The organism is Flammeovirga kamogawensis, assembly GCF_018736065.1.
Classification (GTDB): Bacteria; Bacteroidota; Bacteroidia; order Cytophagales; family Flammeovirgaceae; genus Flammeovirga; species Flammeovirga kamogawensis.
In genome coordinates, this window is record NZ_CP076128.1 from 2,380,814 (window position 1) to 2,396,645 (window position 15,832).

At 30.8% G+C, this 15,832-nt stretch carries 17 protein-coding genes and 1 tRNA gene; 6 read left to right on the forward strand and 12 right to left on the reverse strand.

The genetic code is table 11. The features are described from left to right. Positions 1-74: 74 nt before the first annotated feature. Positions 75-1,520: an FMN-binding glutamate synthase family protein gene (locus KM029_RS09480; protein ID WP_144073062.1), complete on the reverse strand. Its 1,446-nt coding sequence runs from the start codon at positions 1,518-1,520 to the stop codon at positions 75-77. 119 nt (positions 1,521-1,639) lie between these two features. Between KM029_RS09480 and KM029_RS09485 the strand changes: the two genes are divergently transcribed. The 3 genes from KM029_RS09485 (at position 1,640) to KM029_RS09495 (ending at position 4,845) form a co-directional block, all read left to right on the forward strand. Further along, positions 1,640-2,596 (forward strand): GDSL-type esterase/lipase family protein, encoded by a 957-nt coding sequence (locus KM029_RS09485; RefSeq protein WP_144073063.1) that lies wholly within the window; start codon positions 1,640-1,642, stop codon positions 2,594-2,596. Between the two features lie 180 nt (positions 2,597-2,776). Next, positions 2,777-4,072 carry a DUF885 domain-containing protein gene (locus KM029_RS09490; RefSeq protein WP_144073064.1) on the forward strand — a complete coding sequence of 432 codons (1,296 nt, stop codon included), beginning with the start codon at positions 2,777-2,779 and terminating at the stop codon, positions 4,070-4,072. 350 nt (positions 4,073-4,422) lie between these two features. Continuing rightward, positions 4,423-4,845 (forward strand): hypothetical protein, encoded by a 423-nt coding sequence (locus KM029_RS09495; RefSeq protein WP_144073065.1) that lies wholly within the window; start codon positions 4,423-4,425, stop codon positions 4,843-4,845. Positions 4,846-5,293: 448 nt separating this feature from the next. On the opposite strand, the gene KM029_RS09500 is transcribed toward KM029_RS09495, so the two are convergent. From KM029_RS09500 to KM029_RS09540, 9 genes are all read right to left on the reverse strand, one after another. Continuing rightward, positions 5,294-5,797 (reverse strand): hypothetical protein, encoded by a 504-nt coding sequence (locus KM029_RS09500; RefSeq protein WP_144073066.1) that lies wholly within the window; start codon positions 5,795-5,797, stop codon positions 5,294-5,296. Positions 5,798-5,870: 73 nt separating this feature from the next. Then, the gene (locus tag KM029_RS09505; RefSeq protein WP_144073067.1) at positions 5,871-6,158 is read right to left on the reverse strand and encodes a hypothetical protein; all 288 of its coding nucleotides are present in this window, start codon (positions 6,156-6,158) and stop codon (positions 5,871-5,873) included. Between the two features lie 64 nt (positions 6,159-6,222). Further along, positions 6,223-6,801: a hypothetical protein gene (locus KM029_RS09510; RefSeq protein WP_144073068.1), complete on the reverse strand. Its 579-nt coding sequence runs from the start codon at positions 6,799-6,801 to the stop codon at positions 6,223-6,225. A gap of 46 nt (positions 6,802-6,847) precedes the next feature. Further along, positions 6,848-7,018, reverse strand: a complete 171-nt coding sequence (locus KM029_RS09515) for a hypothetical protein (RefSeq protein ID WP_158631015.1) — start codon at positions 7,016-7,018, stop codon at positions 6,848-6,850. Positions 7,019-7,168: 150 nt separating this feature from the next. Further along, on the reverse strand, positions 7,169-7,852 hold the full coding sequence (locus KM029_RS09520) for a hypothetical protein (RefSeq protein WP_144073069.1): 684 nt from the start codon (positions 7,850-7,852) through the stop codon (positions 7,169-7,171). 250 nt (positions 7,853-8,102) lie between these two features. Then, positions 8,103-8,711 carry a hypothetical protein gene (locus tag KM029_RS09525; protein WP_144073070.1) on the reverse strand — a complete coding sequence of 203 codons (609 nt, stop codon included), beginning with the start codon at positions 8,709-8,711 and terminating at the stop codon, positions 8,103-8,105. Then, entirely contained in the window at positions 8,689-9,309 is a 621-nt protein-coding gene (locus KM029_RS09530) for a hypothetical protein (RefSeq protein WP_144073071.1), read from the reverse strand. Before KM029_RS09530 ends, KM029_RS09525 begins: the two co-directional genes overlap by 23 nt. 25 nt (positions 9,310-9,334) lie before the next feature. Next, the gene (locus KM029_RS09535) at positions 9,335-9,688 is read right to left on the reverse strand and encodes a hypothetical protein (protein ID WP_144073072.1); all 354 of its coding nucleotides are present in this window, start codon (positions 9,686-9,688) and stop codon (positions 9,335-9,337) included. A 307-nt stretch (positions 9,689-9,995) separates the two neighbouring features. Then, a tRNA-Arg gene (locus tag KM029_RS09540) sits at positions 9,996-10,068 on the reverse strand. A 126-nt stretch (positions 10,069-10,194) separates the two neighbouring features. Between KM029_RS09540 and KM029_RS09545 the strand changes: the two genes are divergently transcribed. Further along, positions 10,195-11,967, forward strand: a complete 1,773-nt coding sequence (locus tag KM029_RS09545) for a DcaP family trimeric outer membrane transporter (protein ID WP_144073073.1) — start codon at positions 10,195-10,197, stop codon at positions 11,965-11,967. A 43-nt stretch (positions 11,968-12,010) separates the two neighbouring features. Continuing rightward, the gene (locus KM029_RS09550) at positions 12,011-13,762 is read left to right on the forward strand and encodes a DcaP family trimeric outer membrane transporter (protein WP_144073074.1); all 1,752 of its coding nucleotides are present in this window, start codon (positions 12,011-12,013) and stop codon (positions 13,760-13,762) included. Here the strand turns inward: KM029_RS09550 and KM029_RS09555 are convergent. Beyond that, on the reverse strand, positions 13,759-14,142 hold the full coding sequence (locus KM029_RS09555) for an AAA family ATPase (RefSeq protein WP_144073075.1): 384 nt from the start codon (positions 14,140-14,142) through the stop codon (positions 13,759-13,761). The genes KM029_RS09550 and KM029_RS09555 overlap by 4 nt on opposite strands. A gap of 93 nt (positions 14,143-14,235) precedes the next feature. Here KM029_RS09555 and KM029_RS09560 point away from each other — a divergent pair, with 93 nt between their 5' ends. Continuing rightward, positions 14,236-14,496, forward strand: coding sequence for a hypothetical protein (locus KM029_RS09560; protein ID WP_144073076.1), 261 nt, complete (start codon positions 14,236-14,238; stop codon positions 14,494-14,496). A gap of 75 nt (positions 14,497-14,571) precedes the next feature. Here the strand turns inward: KM029_RS09560 and pepT are convergent, their stop codons facing one another. Continuing rightward, positions 14,572-15,795, reverse strand: coding sequence for a peptidase T (gene pepT / locus KM029_RS09565; RefSeq protein ID WP_144073077.1), 1,224 nt, complete (start codon positions 15,793-15,795; stop codon positions 14,572-14,574). Between the last annotated feature and the right edge of the window lie 37 nt (positions 15,796-15,832).

Here is a 15,832-nt window from a genome sequence, read left to right on the forward strand (position 1 = left end):
ACTCATAAAAAAAACCTCTGTACATGTAGTTAAATATATGCACAGAGGTTTTAATTTTTATAAAAAATTTTGACTTAGTCTTGAATTAATTCAGGTTTTAGATCTCCTAAATTATTACAACCAGAAGTACTCAATATTTCTAAGAACGATTTTAAAGTATTCTCTTGATAATGATAAACTCTTTCACTTTTTAAAGTAGGATCTAAGCCTTTTTGCAATGCTTTATTTTGTGTAGCAATACCTGTTGGACAAGTATCTGTATGGCATCTTAAAGACTGTATACAACCCAATGAGAACATAAACCCTCTAGCACTATTACAAAAATCTGCACCAAAACAAAGTGCTTTAAATAAAGAGAAACCATCCATAACTTTACCAGCATAGATTACTTTAACTTTCTCTTTAATGTTCTTTTCTTTTAATACCTGTACCACAAATTTCAGGGCTTCATCACCTTTCATTCCAATATGATCTGAATACTCTAAAGGGGCTGCTCCTGTTCCACCTTCTGCCGCATCTACAGTAATAAAATCTGGTAAATTATCTTGTGCTATACAAGTTTCAATTAGTTTAATAAATTCTGCTTTAATACCAATGCAAAGTTTAAAACCTACAGGCTTACCTTCTGATAAATCTCTTACTCTTTTTACAAATTTTGGAATATCTGCTACCTCTTTAATTTCAGGGTTTACTGGTGGAGATAATATATTAGTATGTGGTTCTACTAAACGAATTCTTGCAATTTCTTCAGTATTTTTTGCTGCTGGTAATACACCACCATGTCCTGGTTTTGCACCTTGAGAAAGTTTTATTTCAATCATTTTCACTTCTTCCAATGTTCCTTTTTTTACAAAGGCTTCATCATTAAAAGAACCATCATTATTTCTAAAACCAAAATTACCAGTACCTATTTGCAATACTATATCGCCTCCTTGCTGATGAAAAGGTGTTATTCCCCCCTCACCTGTATTATGATAAAACCCTCCTTTTTTTGCTCCATTATTTAAAGCTGTTATTGCATTAGCACTTAACGACCCAAAACTCATTGCAGATATATTTAATAATGCAGCGTTATAAGGTTTTAAACAGTGTGTTCCTCCAACTTTAACTCTTGGTGCCTCAGTCATCTTTTTACCTGGTATAAAAGCATGACCTAACCATTGTACTTTATCAGCATAAAAATCTAGTTCGGTTCCAAAAGGATGAAATTTCTCTTGATTTTCAGACCTCGATTTTATCAAGCTAATTTCATTTTTATTAAAAGGCTTTCCATCCGTATTTCTTTCTATAAAATATTGCTGTAATTCAGGGGCTATCGCTTTAAATATATATCTAAAATGACCTACAATAGGATAATCTCTAAGTATTGCGTTTTTTTTCTGAAAAACATCGTACCAACCAATTATTAAAAGCGTCATTAAAATTGTAATGGCCACTGTCTGATCTGGCAAATAATCATACGCTAAAATAAATATTGGGAATAATATAAAGCTTACGATAATGTAGGTAGTTCTAATCATTTTTAGGATTAATTATTTTTCTTTAGATTGATCTACTTCGAATATACTAGTTTCTTTTTTCTAATATTGAAGTAATTAGTAATACATTCTATTTATTAAATCAGTAATTTAATTTCTGTATGAAAACTTTATGTTACATTTTCTTATTTTTTACTCTTCCAACTTATGCCGCTAAAGTAACATTAAGAGTAGATATGGCAGGTTTTAAAATACATACAGAAGGTATACATTTATCTGGAAATATAAATAACTGGAAACTTAAAGAAACTCAACTTATAAATACAAAAGGTACTATTTATGAAATCACATTAGAAGTAGAACCGAAAAAAACATACGAATATAAATACTTTAATGGGGCAGAATGGAGCACTGGAGAGTATGCTTTTGGACCTTGTGCAAATGGAGGTTTTAGAACTATACAAGTTGATGGAGATTCTATTTTACCTATTGTACCCTATAACGGTTGTACTGAAAAATTTGATTTGAAAGATAAAATAAGAATAGCATGTGTAGGCAATAGTATTACTTATGGGCACGGAATACCCGAACGTTTTGCCAACTGTTATCCCACTCAATTACAACATATGTTAGGTGAAAACTATCTAGTAAATAATTTTGGGAATTCTGGAAGAACTCTCTCTAAAGATGTAAATGATAGTTATTGGAGCACTGCTGCATTTACACAATCTCATACTACATTTCTACCCAATAAAGTAGTCATTATGTTAGGAACAAACGATTCTAAACCTCAGATATGGGATATTAGTAGTCAACATTTTGAAAGTGATTTGAATGCGTTCATTACTTCTTATCAGTCTTTATCAAGTAATCCAGAAATTTACTTAGCCACTCCTCCAATGATCTACCCTAATACTTTTGATATCAGAAACCAGATTGTTGAAAAAGAAATTATACCTATTCTAATCAAGGTAGCCAAAGAAAGAAATATTAAAATTATACCAATCCATGAGGCTACCAAAAATATGAAAAAGGATTTTCCTGATGGTGTACACCCTAATTATAAAGGAGCAACGGTAATTGCAGAGGAAATTTACAAGAAGTTAATACGTGAATGAAACAGTCGGTATAATCAATTTTAAACTAACCTTATCCAACTACAACTTTATCTTGATTCATCATACTTATTACCAAATTGCATTAGCAGACTAGGCTTTCTTTTCTTAAAATTGCAGCTTGGTAAAACACACCTTTATCACAAAACAAGCATATTACTTTATACTTTAAACCTACTTTTTTTGAAAAATTTACTTATTACAATAATTGGTTTTTTGATGCTATCATGCACTTCTCAAAAAACAGAAAAGTGGACTAATTTTAAATCAAAATTTATAGAAGAGTATAATTGTCTCAATATTCCTCCGTTACAGTTAAGTTATCAACAAAATATTAAGGGAATAAAGGATTTAGATTCGATAAATATTCAAAATGCTTTTTTTGTCAACATTAAAGAGCGTTTATCTACTATAGATGTGAATAACTTATCAATAAAAGAACAGTTAGATTATGATTTAATTCAATACGAAACTGATTTAAATCTTGAAAGATTACATTTAGAAAAACAATGGAAAAGTGCTATTGCTGATAGTATTTCTTCTAGAGGATTATCTACTCTAAAAAACGGGAAGGAATGGTATACCTACTTTCTAAAAAAATGGGTTGATAAAGAAGCTACTCCAGATAAAATTTATGCTTTTGGTTTAAAAGAAATTGATAGAGTTAAACGTAATATGAAATCTATTCAAATGCAATCTAGAATGGACAGTAGTACTTTTCAGAAATATATACGTTCACCTCATTTTTATTTTACTGATGTAGATTCAATACAACTTGCTTTTGAAAAGCTTAAAACTGAAATAGGTACAACTGCTTCACTCTATTTTCCTGATGTAGATAAAATCTCTCCTCTCATAATAAAGAAAGGAACTGAAAAGAGGATGGCTATTGCACCTGCGTATTATATGGATACGCAACAGACATTTTATTACAACTACTTTGATACTCCCTATAACAAGCGACAAATTGCTTGGATTTACCTTCATGAAGGAGTCCCTGGGCATCATTACCAAATAGACTTAGAGAAAAAAACGAATAGGACTGCCCTACAAAAGAAATTTGAATATTACGGTTTTATTGAAGGTTATGCCGCATATGTTGAAGAACTAGGAGTTACATTGGGTGCTTATAAAACAATGTATGATGAACTCGGCAAATGGGAATGGGATCTTATAAGATCTGTAAGAGTGAGTATGGATGTTGGCTTAAATTATTACAATTGGACAGATGAAGAAGCCTTATTATTCTGGCAAAAACATATTCCCGGTCAAGATAATATTGCTCAACGTGAAATTGCTAGAATGAAAAGGTGGCCGGCACAAGTGGTTACCTACAAATATGGTGGAAGTAAAATTTTAGAATGGAAAGAAAAAGCAGAGAAAAAAGAGGGATTTTCTTTATTAAACTTTCATGAGAAATTACTCCAATTTGGAAATACTCCTTTTTCCATTTTAGAAAAATATATCGATTTAGAATAGATTAAAATTATAGTATAAAAAAACCTCGTTGGCAATACCAACGAGGTTTCATGAACTTAACTCTCTCAATTTTTTTATCACTTATCTACTAAGCGCATTCATCTAACTTCTGATTATATAAACTACATTAATTGAATTTATGTTTCATATTAAACAAAGTAAATTACTAATAGATGTAAACTATTTGTACTACCCTCTAACCTTTTAATTTATACAATAAGAAGTCTTTAAATTTTATAAAATAGTTCACCTCATTCTCATTTATTTAGATAACTAATACTAACAAACTCATTCAATTACAAGATACTGTCGTTGAGTAAATTAACTTATAACAATTAAAATTAGAAACCATGAAAAAGTTAATTTTATCATCTCTACTGTTTATCACTACACTTTTAACACTTCAAGCACAATCTTTTGAGACTGAAGTAGGAAAGCTCCAATATTTAAAAGATCATAACGCATTTATTTCTGAAACAACAATAGAAGATATAAATAAAGATAACACGGCAGATGTTGCTTATTCTTACTCATACAATGCCAAAAAAGGTATCATGACAATTAATGTGATTAGTAAACCTGAATTTGCAAAATATGCTGAAGTAGCAGCTTCTAAAGCATATATACCATTAATGGAAGAATATGATATTAATTTGTCTGAATGTACCAGAGAAGCATATGATTATGATGTGAAATATGAAGTAACAATCACAATGCCTTTAGATAAGAGTAAAATAAATATTAATCAGGATGATATTTATATCGCAAAATAAATTTTGTAATAAACCATTTAGAGGTGTCAATATTAATTGACGCCTTTTTTTATGTTCCTACATTTAGAATATTATATCGATTTAGAATAGATTAAAATTATAGTATAAAAAAAACCTCGTTGGCAATACCAACGAGGTTTCATGAACTTAACTCTCTCAATTTTTTTATCACTTATCTACTAAGCGCATTCATCTAACTTCTGTTTATATAAACTGCATTAATTGAATTTATGTTTCATATTAAACAAAGTAAATTACTAATAGATGTGAAGTGATAAATCTATCTTAAAGTCAGAGTATGTTCTGTGGTAGTTTTATTCTTATCTTATTTATTAAAGTTATATATTTTAATTTCTTCTTTCTTTCCAAAGTTTCTCCAACCATCTTGATTTTTAAATTGAATCATTACATGTTTATTTTCGAGCTAAACGTTTAATAAGAATGTATATCAATCTTCATCATATTCATAATGACCAAAAAATACTTCCCATTCATCAAAGGTTGGCAATGGCTCAGTAAAACTACTGTCTTTTTTCACGAATAAACCGTCTCTTTGAACCAGAGTATATTTCTCAACTCTTCTCTTATAACCATCCAAGTACGTTACTCTCAAGGTTGTATCATCAACAACTTTTGAAATCATTTCATCACTATCCATACCTGAATAATAGGATATATGCTCTAAATCAATTACCTCTTTTTCCTCATTTAAAGAAATTACCCCATAACCTCCAGTAAATGTTACTACAAATAATGAGGGATTAATTTTTCCAAAGATTCTAATGCTATCTTTATAAACACAATTCCTGAAATAAATTGTGTTTAATAAATCATAATCAGAATTCTCCTTACAAACATTGAAATTAGGAACTCTAATAAAAGTACTCCTCAAAGTTTGCTCCCTTATAGATATTAATGTTCCTTTATCTAAGAATCTAATATCTTGTCCCATTACTTTATTCAAAGGAAAGATAATAAATAACAGTAAGATAAAATGAAGTAATTTTCTATTATTCTTTTTTGTATCATTTACTAAACACATATGCATATTTTATTTGTGTTTTTTTTAAATCTTCCCACCTCCATAAATTATCTTCTCCCTTTTTAGGTTGATAATTTCTGCCTTCTTTATGAATATTTCTAGTATCATATACCTTTTGTTTTCTATACCCACTTTTCCCACTCTCCCTAACTTCCAGTCTTTCACTAACATCTCCGTATGGATCATCTACAATAATACCTTCATCATTGATTTCTTGTAATCGTACGATATGCCCTCTTCCTGAATCAGAAGAAAAGACGGGTAACAGCACTTCCTTTTTTGAGATATTTTTTAAGAGGCTGGTTTTCTTGCTAAATTTTTAATAAGAATGTCTATCAATCCTTATCACGATCATAATGAATATAAAACTTTTCCCATTCCTTAAATGTTGCTATTGGCTCTGTAAAACTACTGTCTTTCTTCACTAGCATACCATCTCTTTGTACAAGGGTATATTTTTCTACTCTTTTTCTATAACCATCTAAATAGGTTACTTTAAATGTAGTATCATTAATCACTCTCGTATATAATTCAAAATAGTCTGGGTCAAGAATATAAGCTATGGATCTTAAATCCACAACTTCATTTCTTTTATTTAATGACATTAATCCATACCCTTCTCCAGCAGAAACAATATATAAAAAAGGATTAACTTCATTAAAAATGATAATACTATCTTTATAAACAAAAGCATTAATATAAAAAGACGTCAACTCCTCTAACTTTGGGCTCCGTTTTGCCAATGGAAAATAAGGAACACGCAAATAAGGTCTGTTTCCCCACTCATCATAATCAAAAGAAAATTTTGTTCCTGCTTTTACTTTAGGAATTTCTTGAGCGATGATTTTATTTAGTGAAGTTAATACTAATATAAAAAATAATAAATTAAGTTTTTTTATGTAATTCTTATTCATTTTTCTAATTACTATATACAATTGCATATTTTATTTGAGTCTTTTTTTAATTTCCCCATTTCCAAAGATTATCTTCTCCTTTTTTAGGTTGATATTTATCAGTAGAATGATGATTACGAGTATCATATCCATTTCTAAGAGATTTAAGTAAATACCCACTTCCACCTTTCTCCCTAACATCCAACCTCTCACTAACATCACCATAAGGGTCATCCACAACTATTCCGTCATCGTTGATTTCCTGTAATCTAACAATATGTCCTCTTCCTGAATCAGAAGAAAAAGCTGATAACAGAACGGCATTTCCTTGTTTGAGGTATTTTTTTAAGATGTAATTTTCTAGCTAAATGTTTGATAAAAATGTAATTCAATCTTCATCATATTCATAATGACCAAAAAATACTTCCCATTCGTCAAAGGTTGGCAATGGCTCAGTAAAACTACTGTCTTTTTTCACGAATAAACCGTCTCTTTGAACCAGAGTATATTTCTCAACTCTTCTCTTATAACCATCCAAGTACGTTACTCTCAAGGTTGTATCATCAACAACTTTAGAGATCATTTCATCGCTATCCATACCTATAACATATGATATATGCTTTAAATCCATGACTTCTTTTTTCTCATTTAATGATAAAGCAACATAACCATCACCAAATCGAATTATATATAAATATGGACTAATTTTACCATTTAGTGTAATACTATCACCACTACCTACACAATATAAATTATAACTGGAATTTATTGATTCATAATTGGCAATAGTCTTACAAACTGGAATTTTTTTCGTATTAAAATGAAAATCTTTCAATGTCTTATCTCTATATAAAATTACAGTCCCTTTTTCAATCAACTGTAAATCCTGACCTTTCAGATCACTTATTTTCATTAAAATAAAAAGCAATAATATCAATTGTACTTTCTTAATATGACCTCTTTTATTTGCTGTATATAAATACATATTTAATTGTTGTTTTCTTAATATTTTCCCATTTCCATAGATTATCTTCTCCCATTTTTGGTTGAAAAGATTTTGAGTTTTTATCATGATCATTTCTAGTATCATAATCTCCCTCTTTAAAATATCCACTTCCACCTTTCTCCCTAACTTCCAACCTCTCACTAACATCTCCGTATGGATCATCTACAATAATACCTTCATCATTGATTTCTTGTAATCGTACGATATGTCCTTTATTTGATTTAGAAGAAAAGACGGATAACAGAACGGCATTTCCTTTTTTGAGATATTTTTTAAGAGGCTGGTTTTCTAGCTAAATGTTTGATAAAAATGTAATTCAATCTTCATCATATTCATAATGACCAAAAAATAACTCCCATTCATCAAATGTTGGCAATGGCTCAGTAAAACTACTGTCTTTTTTTACGAATAAACCGTTTCGTTGGACGAGAGTATATTTCTCAACTCTTCTCTTATAACCATCCAAGTACGTTACTCTCAAAGTTGTATCATCAACAACTTTAGAGATCATTTCATCGCTATCCATACCTATAATATATGATATATGAAGTAAATCCATCACTTCTTTTTTCTCATTTAATGATAAAACCCCATAACCATCACCGAGACCAATAATATATAAGTATGGACTAACTTTACCATATAGTGTAATACTATCAGTACGACCTACACAAAGTGAATTATAGCTAGAATTTATCGATTCATAATTTGAAAGAGTTTTATAAACTGAAATTTTCCTCGTTCTAAATCGAAAATTTTCCAATGTCTTATCAGAATATGAAATTATCATCCCTTTTTCAATCAACTTCAAATCTTGAGCTTTTAGATCACTGATTATCATCAAAATAAAAAATAACAATATAAACTTCATTTTATTAATATGACCACTATTAATTTCCTTTTTATTTGCTGTAAATAAATGCATATTTAATTTTTGTTTTTTTTAATTGATCCCATTTCCAAAGATTATCTTCTCCTATTTTTGGTTGAAAATCATCTGAACTTTTATCATGATTATTTCTTGTATCATATTGATCCACACCTTTTTTTAAATAACCACTTCCATCTTTCTCCCTAACTTCCAACCTTTCACTAACATCTCCGTATGGATCATCTACAATAATACCTTCATCATTGATTTCTTGTAATCGTACGATATGTCCTTTATTTGATTTAGAAGAAAAGACGGATAACAGTACTGCATTTCCTTTTTTGAGATATTCTTTTAAAGGTGTTATCTTTTCTTTTTTTCCTGAATCAATAGCCAAATACTTCGCTTTTACACCAAAACTTTTTGCTAACTTTGTCCATACTGCGGATTGAATTCTAATAGCAAACTCTCCTGTTTTAGTATTTTTACCGTATTTCCAAATTAATCCATTAACACCTTCATTAAATATTTTATTTATATTTTTTTCTTCTAAGAAAATATCCATAATACTTCCTCCATCATCTTTACTTACATCCTCTAACCTTATTATTCCATTTTTTAATAGAGTAGATTGAGTGGTAAATAATTTCAAAAAAAGTGATTGTTTCTTTTCTGAATTACTTGAAAAAACATAAAGAAAAGTTCTTACTGTTGGTAATATACAGTTGTGTATTAGAATTAAGATATCCACCTACAATTACTCTAAAATCTGTTTCGGTAAAAGCATCAATAAAATCTTTAAAAATTTCAGGGCGGTGTTCCCAAGCAAGGCCAAATAAGAGTAATTGAACTTCTTCTTCACATAGAGCATTTACTCTAACAATTTCTAAAAAAGGATACTCATCAACGCCTACAGGTGGTGTTGAAATTGGAGAATATTCTCCTTGATTTTTATAATAGTTAGCTACAATCTCTTCCATCCATAAAAAAGGCTCAGAAAGAGAGATTCCTTGTTCGTTAATTGTTGGCATTAGTAATTAGTTTTTGTACTATTTATGCTACAATATTAGCAAAAAATAATAATAATACTTTGAAAGAAGATTTGATTTTTATTAAAATCAGCTTTTTGAACCTCTCAAAAGAAAATCGCCCCCATGAAGTAAAGGTTCTATAAATTCTTTTAAACTATAAAAGGCTTAAAGTGAAACCCTTAATAAGAGAAAGTTTTTTCTTATTAACTTTTAAAAAGTTATCATTTTAGATAAAAAAGTGCAAACCGCCATAACCATACCGTTTACGCAATTTACACTTTTCTAAACATAATAGTTGAATACCTAGTAGCCCCACCGGGAATCGAACCCAGATCTCAAGCGCCGGAAGCCTACGTACTAATCCGTTGTACTATGGAGCCATTTCAATTATTCTCACGAATATACGCCCTATTGAATACTGAAACAACAAGGATATTTTCTATTTAAGAATAAAAAGATGTATTTTTAATACTCATAATCTTCAATTTTTCTATTAAACCATCTGAATGTCCTCGTTATCAATGAGAATACTTTCAAAACTTATACTCTTACTCTTTTTCTGTATTCTTTCATTATTTAATAATGTTCACGCTCAATGGATTCGTGCTGAGGTAAATCACGATGTTTTTATGCGTGATACTTATGTAAGCGATAGTCATGTAATTATGACATTAAAAAAAGGACATTCGCTTTTAGCACTGCCTATTGGCGGAAATGATGAATATGTTAGAGTTTGGGATTACAACTCTGGTAAAAGAGGTTTCGTTTACGGGCAGTACCTCACATTATATGATTCTTTACAAAGAGTTATTCTAGAAGATACAACCGCAGCTGGAACATTATCAAGAGGTGGCACAACCCTACATCTAGAAAACTTGGATAGTGAAGATGTTAATATAGAAATGGATCAAATCCCCTATGCTCTTCAACCTTATGAAGAAATTACTCTTCGACTAAAAAAAGGATACCATGGTATTTGGGTTAGCAGAGATGGTGCTTTCCCTTTTTGGGGTGGTTTAAATTTAGCTGATAGTGCAGAATATGTACTAAAAGTTGGATCTGAAGAAGAGGTTTTAACTACAGACCTAGAACCTATATTTAGTCGTTCGGATACGGTAAGAATGGAATACCATCATGTTGATACCGTTAATATTACTCCTAAAGTAAAAATTGATACTGCTCGAATTGTAACAAATAAACACCCTCAGGATCTTGAAAGAGCTAAAAGTACAATTGGTATACGTGGTTATATAAAATTGGCTACCATTTATGATTTCAATGGACTTTCTGATGTAGACCGATTTGTTCCTGTTGAAATTCCTGTTGGTGAAAATAGAAATACACAAGATAAAGGTTTTTATATGGGAGCTAGACAATCTAGATTAGGTTTCTCGTCTAATATAAAAGCTAAAAATGGGTACTTAAAAATATATGTTGAAGGTGATTTTGCTGGTGGTTCAACTAGCAAAATGTATTTCCGTTTACGACAGGCCTATGCCGAATATGCTTATCTTACGGTGGGGCAAACATGGACAACCTTCTCGAATTTAGAAGCAATTCCACTTACGGTTGATAGAGAAGGACCTAATAGTTCTATTCTTATTCGTCAAGGTATGATTAGATATGAGAAGAAAGTAGGCAATTCCGATAACGAATTTGGTGTAGCTTTAGAGACCCCAACAGTTACTTTTACAGATTCCGTTGCTGTAGATCAAAGGCAAAAATTCCCGGATATAGCATCTAGATATAAAGTCACTTTTGATAAAGGGCATTATCAAATATCTGGCTTATTTAGACTAATTTCCTATACAGACATTAATACAGATAACGTTAGTAACACACCCGGATATGGTATTATGCTAAGTGGTAAACAATATCTTCAAAGTAAAGATAATATACTCTATTTTCAGGCTGTATACGGTAAAGGTATTAGCAGATATGTTAGAGCATTTAGAAATTACAATATGGATGCTTTTGTAAACACTGCAGACAATAGTATTTTTATTCCTAAAACTGCTGGAGGCTATCTATCATTAGAACATCACTGGTCTAAAAAATTCTTTAGTAATATGACCGGTGGAATCACATGGTTACAAACTGCAGAATGGCAAGCTGAAGATAGTTACCAAAGAAGTTATTATGGTAGTTTAAATTCTTATTGGTTTGCTTTTGATAGAATGCAACTAGGTGCAGGGTATATATATGGTGTTAGAAGAAATAAAAATGGAGAAAGTGGTTATGCTTCTCGTTTACAAATGTATATCCGTTACGACATCTAATTTTTTATTATTTCAATAGCAGCTAACGTTTTTTTTGAATTGCATGAAAAATACATTTAAAGTATTTTTATTTTTTTCCTTATATCTCCTGATATCACAAAGTGCATTCGGACAATGGATGAGAACATCCGTAAATAAAAAGACTGTTTTAAAAGATCATAGAACAACAAATAGCCCTATTCTTTTACACCTTGAAAAAGATAGAGACGTTTTATCCCTGCCACTTAACGAGGAAAATGAGTATATAAGAGTTTGGGATTACCTAACTGGTAAAAGAGGATATGTAAATAAAAAACACCTCACTATTATAGATACCCTAGCCAAGGCAGAATTAAAAGTCCCTCCTGTTGAGCATAAACTACACCGTGATGGTGCTATTCTTAAAATTGAGAATATTGAAGATGATAATGTTATTGTTGAAATAGATAAAATACCTTATAGCATTGCTCCTTATGCCGAAACTAAACTCATATTAAAAAAAGGATATCACGGTTTTTGGGCTTACAGAGATGGTGCCCTACCATTTTGGGGATCTATATTTTTACATGATAGTACAGAGCATATTTTAAAGATTGAAACTACAGCAGAAAAGGATGTTATTATTGCAGATATAGAACCTATTATCCATAGAAAAGACACTGTTGTTGTAGAAAGCCATTTTAAAGATGTAGTGAAATTATTACCTAAAATTAAAATGGATTCATCTAAAATTGTAGATAATACTCACCCTCAAGATTTAGCAAAACCTGTTAATAATGTAGACATTAGGGGTTACATAAAATTAAATGGACTTTATGATTTTAATGGCCTAACAAGTACAGGTGGTTTTGTTCCTTATAAAATTCCTGTAGGAGAAAAAAATGTTGAAAATAGGGGCTTTTATATGGGGGCTAGGCAATCTAGACTCGGTTTCTTTTCTAGAATAAAAACAGATGAAGGGTATATCAAATTCTATGTTGAAGCTGACTTTGCAGGAGGTAGCGTTTCATATGACTATTTTAGGTTAAGACAAGCCTATGTACAATATGGCTATTTAACTGTTGGGCAAACATGGACAACTTTTACAGATCTCTACTCTACTCCTCTTACTGTAGATAATGAGGGTCCGAGTAGTTCTTCGTCTACAAGACAAGGTTTAATACGATTTGAAAAGAAAGTAGGGAATAGTAATAACGAATTTGCTGTAAGTTTAGAAACTCCTACCAAGAATTTTGGCGATACAATTGCCATAGACAGTAGACAACTATTTCCTGATGTTGCATCTCGTTATAAAATTGAATATGCAACCGGACAATTACAATTTGCAGGTTTATTTAGAGTACTTTCTCAACACAATATATTTGATGATGTGATTACAAAAGTAGGATATGGATTGATGGTTAGTGGTAAAAACAGCACAACTAATGAGAAACATAAATTCTATTATCAAGCAATTGGAGGAAGAGGTATCACGCGTTATATTTCAGCATTTTCATCATATAATTTAGATGCTGTTCCCAGCCCTACTAAAGACATCTACATTCCTTTTACTTTAGGTGGGTACATTACATATGAATATTACTTCCACAAAAACTTATTTATTAATTTTGTAACGGGTTTTTCTTGGATTGATAATTCCGCTTGGCAGCCAGGATCAACCTTTGAGAGAAGCTATTATACAAGTGCCAATATGTTTTGGTTTCCTTTTGATAGAATGCGTGTAGGCGGAAGTTTTGTACAAGGAGCACGTGTAAATAAAGATCAGCAAAGAGGTGATGCTTCTAGATTCCAAATGTATATTCGTTATGACATTTAGAGTTTTATATCAAACCTCTCTTTCATTTTTTGTATTCTGAAATCAGGAACATTATGTACTGAAGAACTATTATGTCGGTTTTCAACAATTACTGTTGATACTTCGTAATTGTGCTTTTCTGCTAAAAGAAAATAACTTTTCATTTCCTGCTCAGTAGTAAATGTATTTGATACAATGATCAACTCTTGTGCTCTACCCATACAATAAGCTGTCATCTCCTCACATTGCTTGTGTGCAACAGGAAGTTTTTTAGGATCAAAAAAGTAATTTCCTTCTTTATCAACCATAAAATCATCAGCTTCAATAGAACCGCCTAAAGATGCTGCAAGCGTAGATTTTCCTGCTCCTGGAAGACCTCTCAATAAAATTAATCTCTTCATTTATAAAAATAATAGCTCGATTTATTCAATGTTATCATCAATATGAGTTAAATTTAATGAACGACGAACAAAATACATAAATTTCTCATCACCATGATTCAGCTACAACACATTACTTTTAATAAATTGAGTATCATTGAAAAAGCAGAAATTGTTCAATATTTTTCTGATTTTCTTAGTTCAATATATCAACTTGGTAAAAAATACGAACTCTATAATTATGATGGTACTTATATTCAAGTGAAATATAAAACGAATGATCATTTTGAAAATGAAATTGAGTCGATTTATGAATTGGATCGATTACTTCCTTTCTGCCCTAAAATTGATTGGAAAAAATTATTAAAAAAATAAGTAGTCACCCATAACTAATTAATTATGAATGACTACTTTAAACTTAAAGGTCTTATTTCTTAAAAAATGAAATATTTACTTTGCATTTAATTCTGCAATTTTCACTATCATTTTTGTTGCCTCTACCATTGTAGGAACAGGAACATACTCAAAACGAGAGTGCATATTATGTCCACCTGCAAAGATATTTGGACAAGGTAAACCCATGTATGATAATCTAGCACCATCTGTACCTCCACGAATAGCCTTTACATCAGGTTTAATTTCTAATTCTTTCATAGCTTCTAAAGCCAAATCTACAATATGCATATTAGGAGCTACCTTTTCTTTCATATTGTAATACTGATCTGTGATAGAAAGTTCTATCGTTGCTTTATCGTATTCTTTGGTAAAGTCTTTCACTAAAGATTTTAAATGATCTTTACGTGCTTCAAATAAATCACGATCATGATCCCTAATAATGTACTCTAATTTTGTTTCTTCAACAGAACCATTCATTCCTAAAAGATGGAAAAAACCTTCATAACCAGAAGTAGTTTCTGGTGTTTCGTTATCTGGTAATTTTGTAGCAAATTTTGCCGCAATATTCATCGCATTGACCATTTTACCTAAAGCCGTACCCGGATGAACATTTTGTCCTTTAAACGTAACAACTGCACCTGCAGCATTAAAGTTTTCGTATTCAAACTCACCCATTGGACCTCCATCCATAGTATAAGCCCATTCTGCATCAAACTTTTCTACATCAAAAAGGTCTGCTCCTGCACCAACTTCTTCATCTGGCGTAAAACAAATTCTAATTTTACCATGCTTAATTTCAGGGTGCTGAACAAGGTAATCCATAGCCGTCATAATTTCTGCTACACCTGCCTTATCATCTGCCCCTAAAAGAGTTGTACCGTCGGTAGTAACAACAGTCTGACCTTTATATGCTTTAATTTCCGGGAAATTATCTGTCTTTAAAACGATATCCTCTTCCTTATTTAAAACAAGGTCTTTACCATCGTAATTTTCCCAAACAATTGGTTTTACGTTTGCACCTGTAAAATCAGGAGTTGTGTCTACATGAGCAACAAAACCAATAGTAGGTACTTCTTTATCTACATTAGAAGGTAATGTTGCCATCACATAGCAATTCTCGTCTATAATGACCTCTTCTAATCCAATTTCTTTTAATTCTTCAACTAATAAATTTGATAAATCAAACTGCTTTTTAGTACTAGGTATTTGCTTTAAGCCCGGAACAGATTCTGTATCAATTTTTACATAACGTAAAAATCTTTCTAATAATTTTTCCATTGAATTTATGATTATAATGTTTAATCAAATATACTAT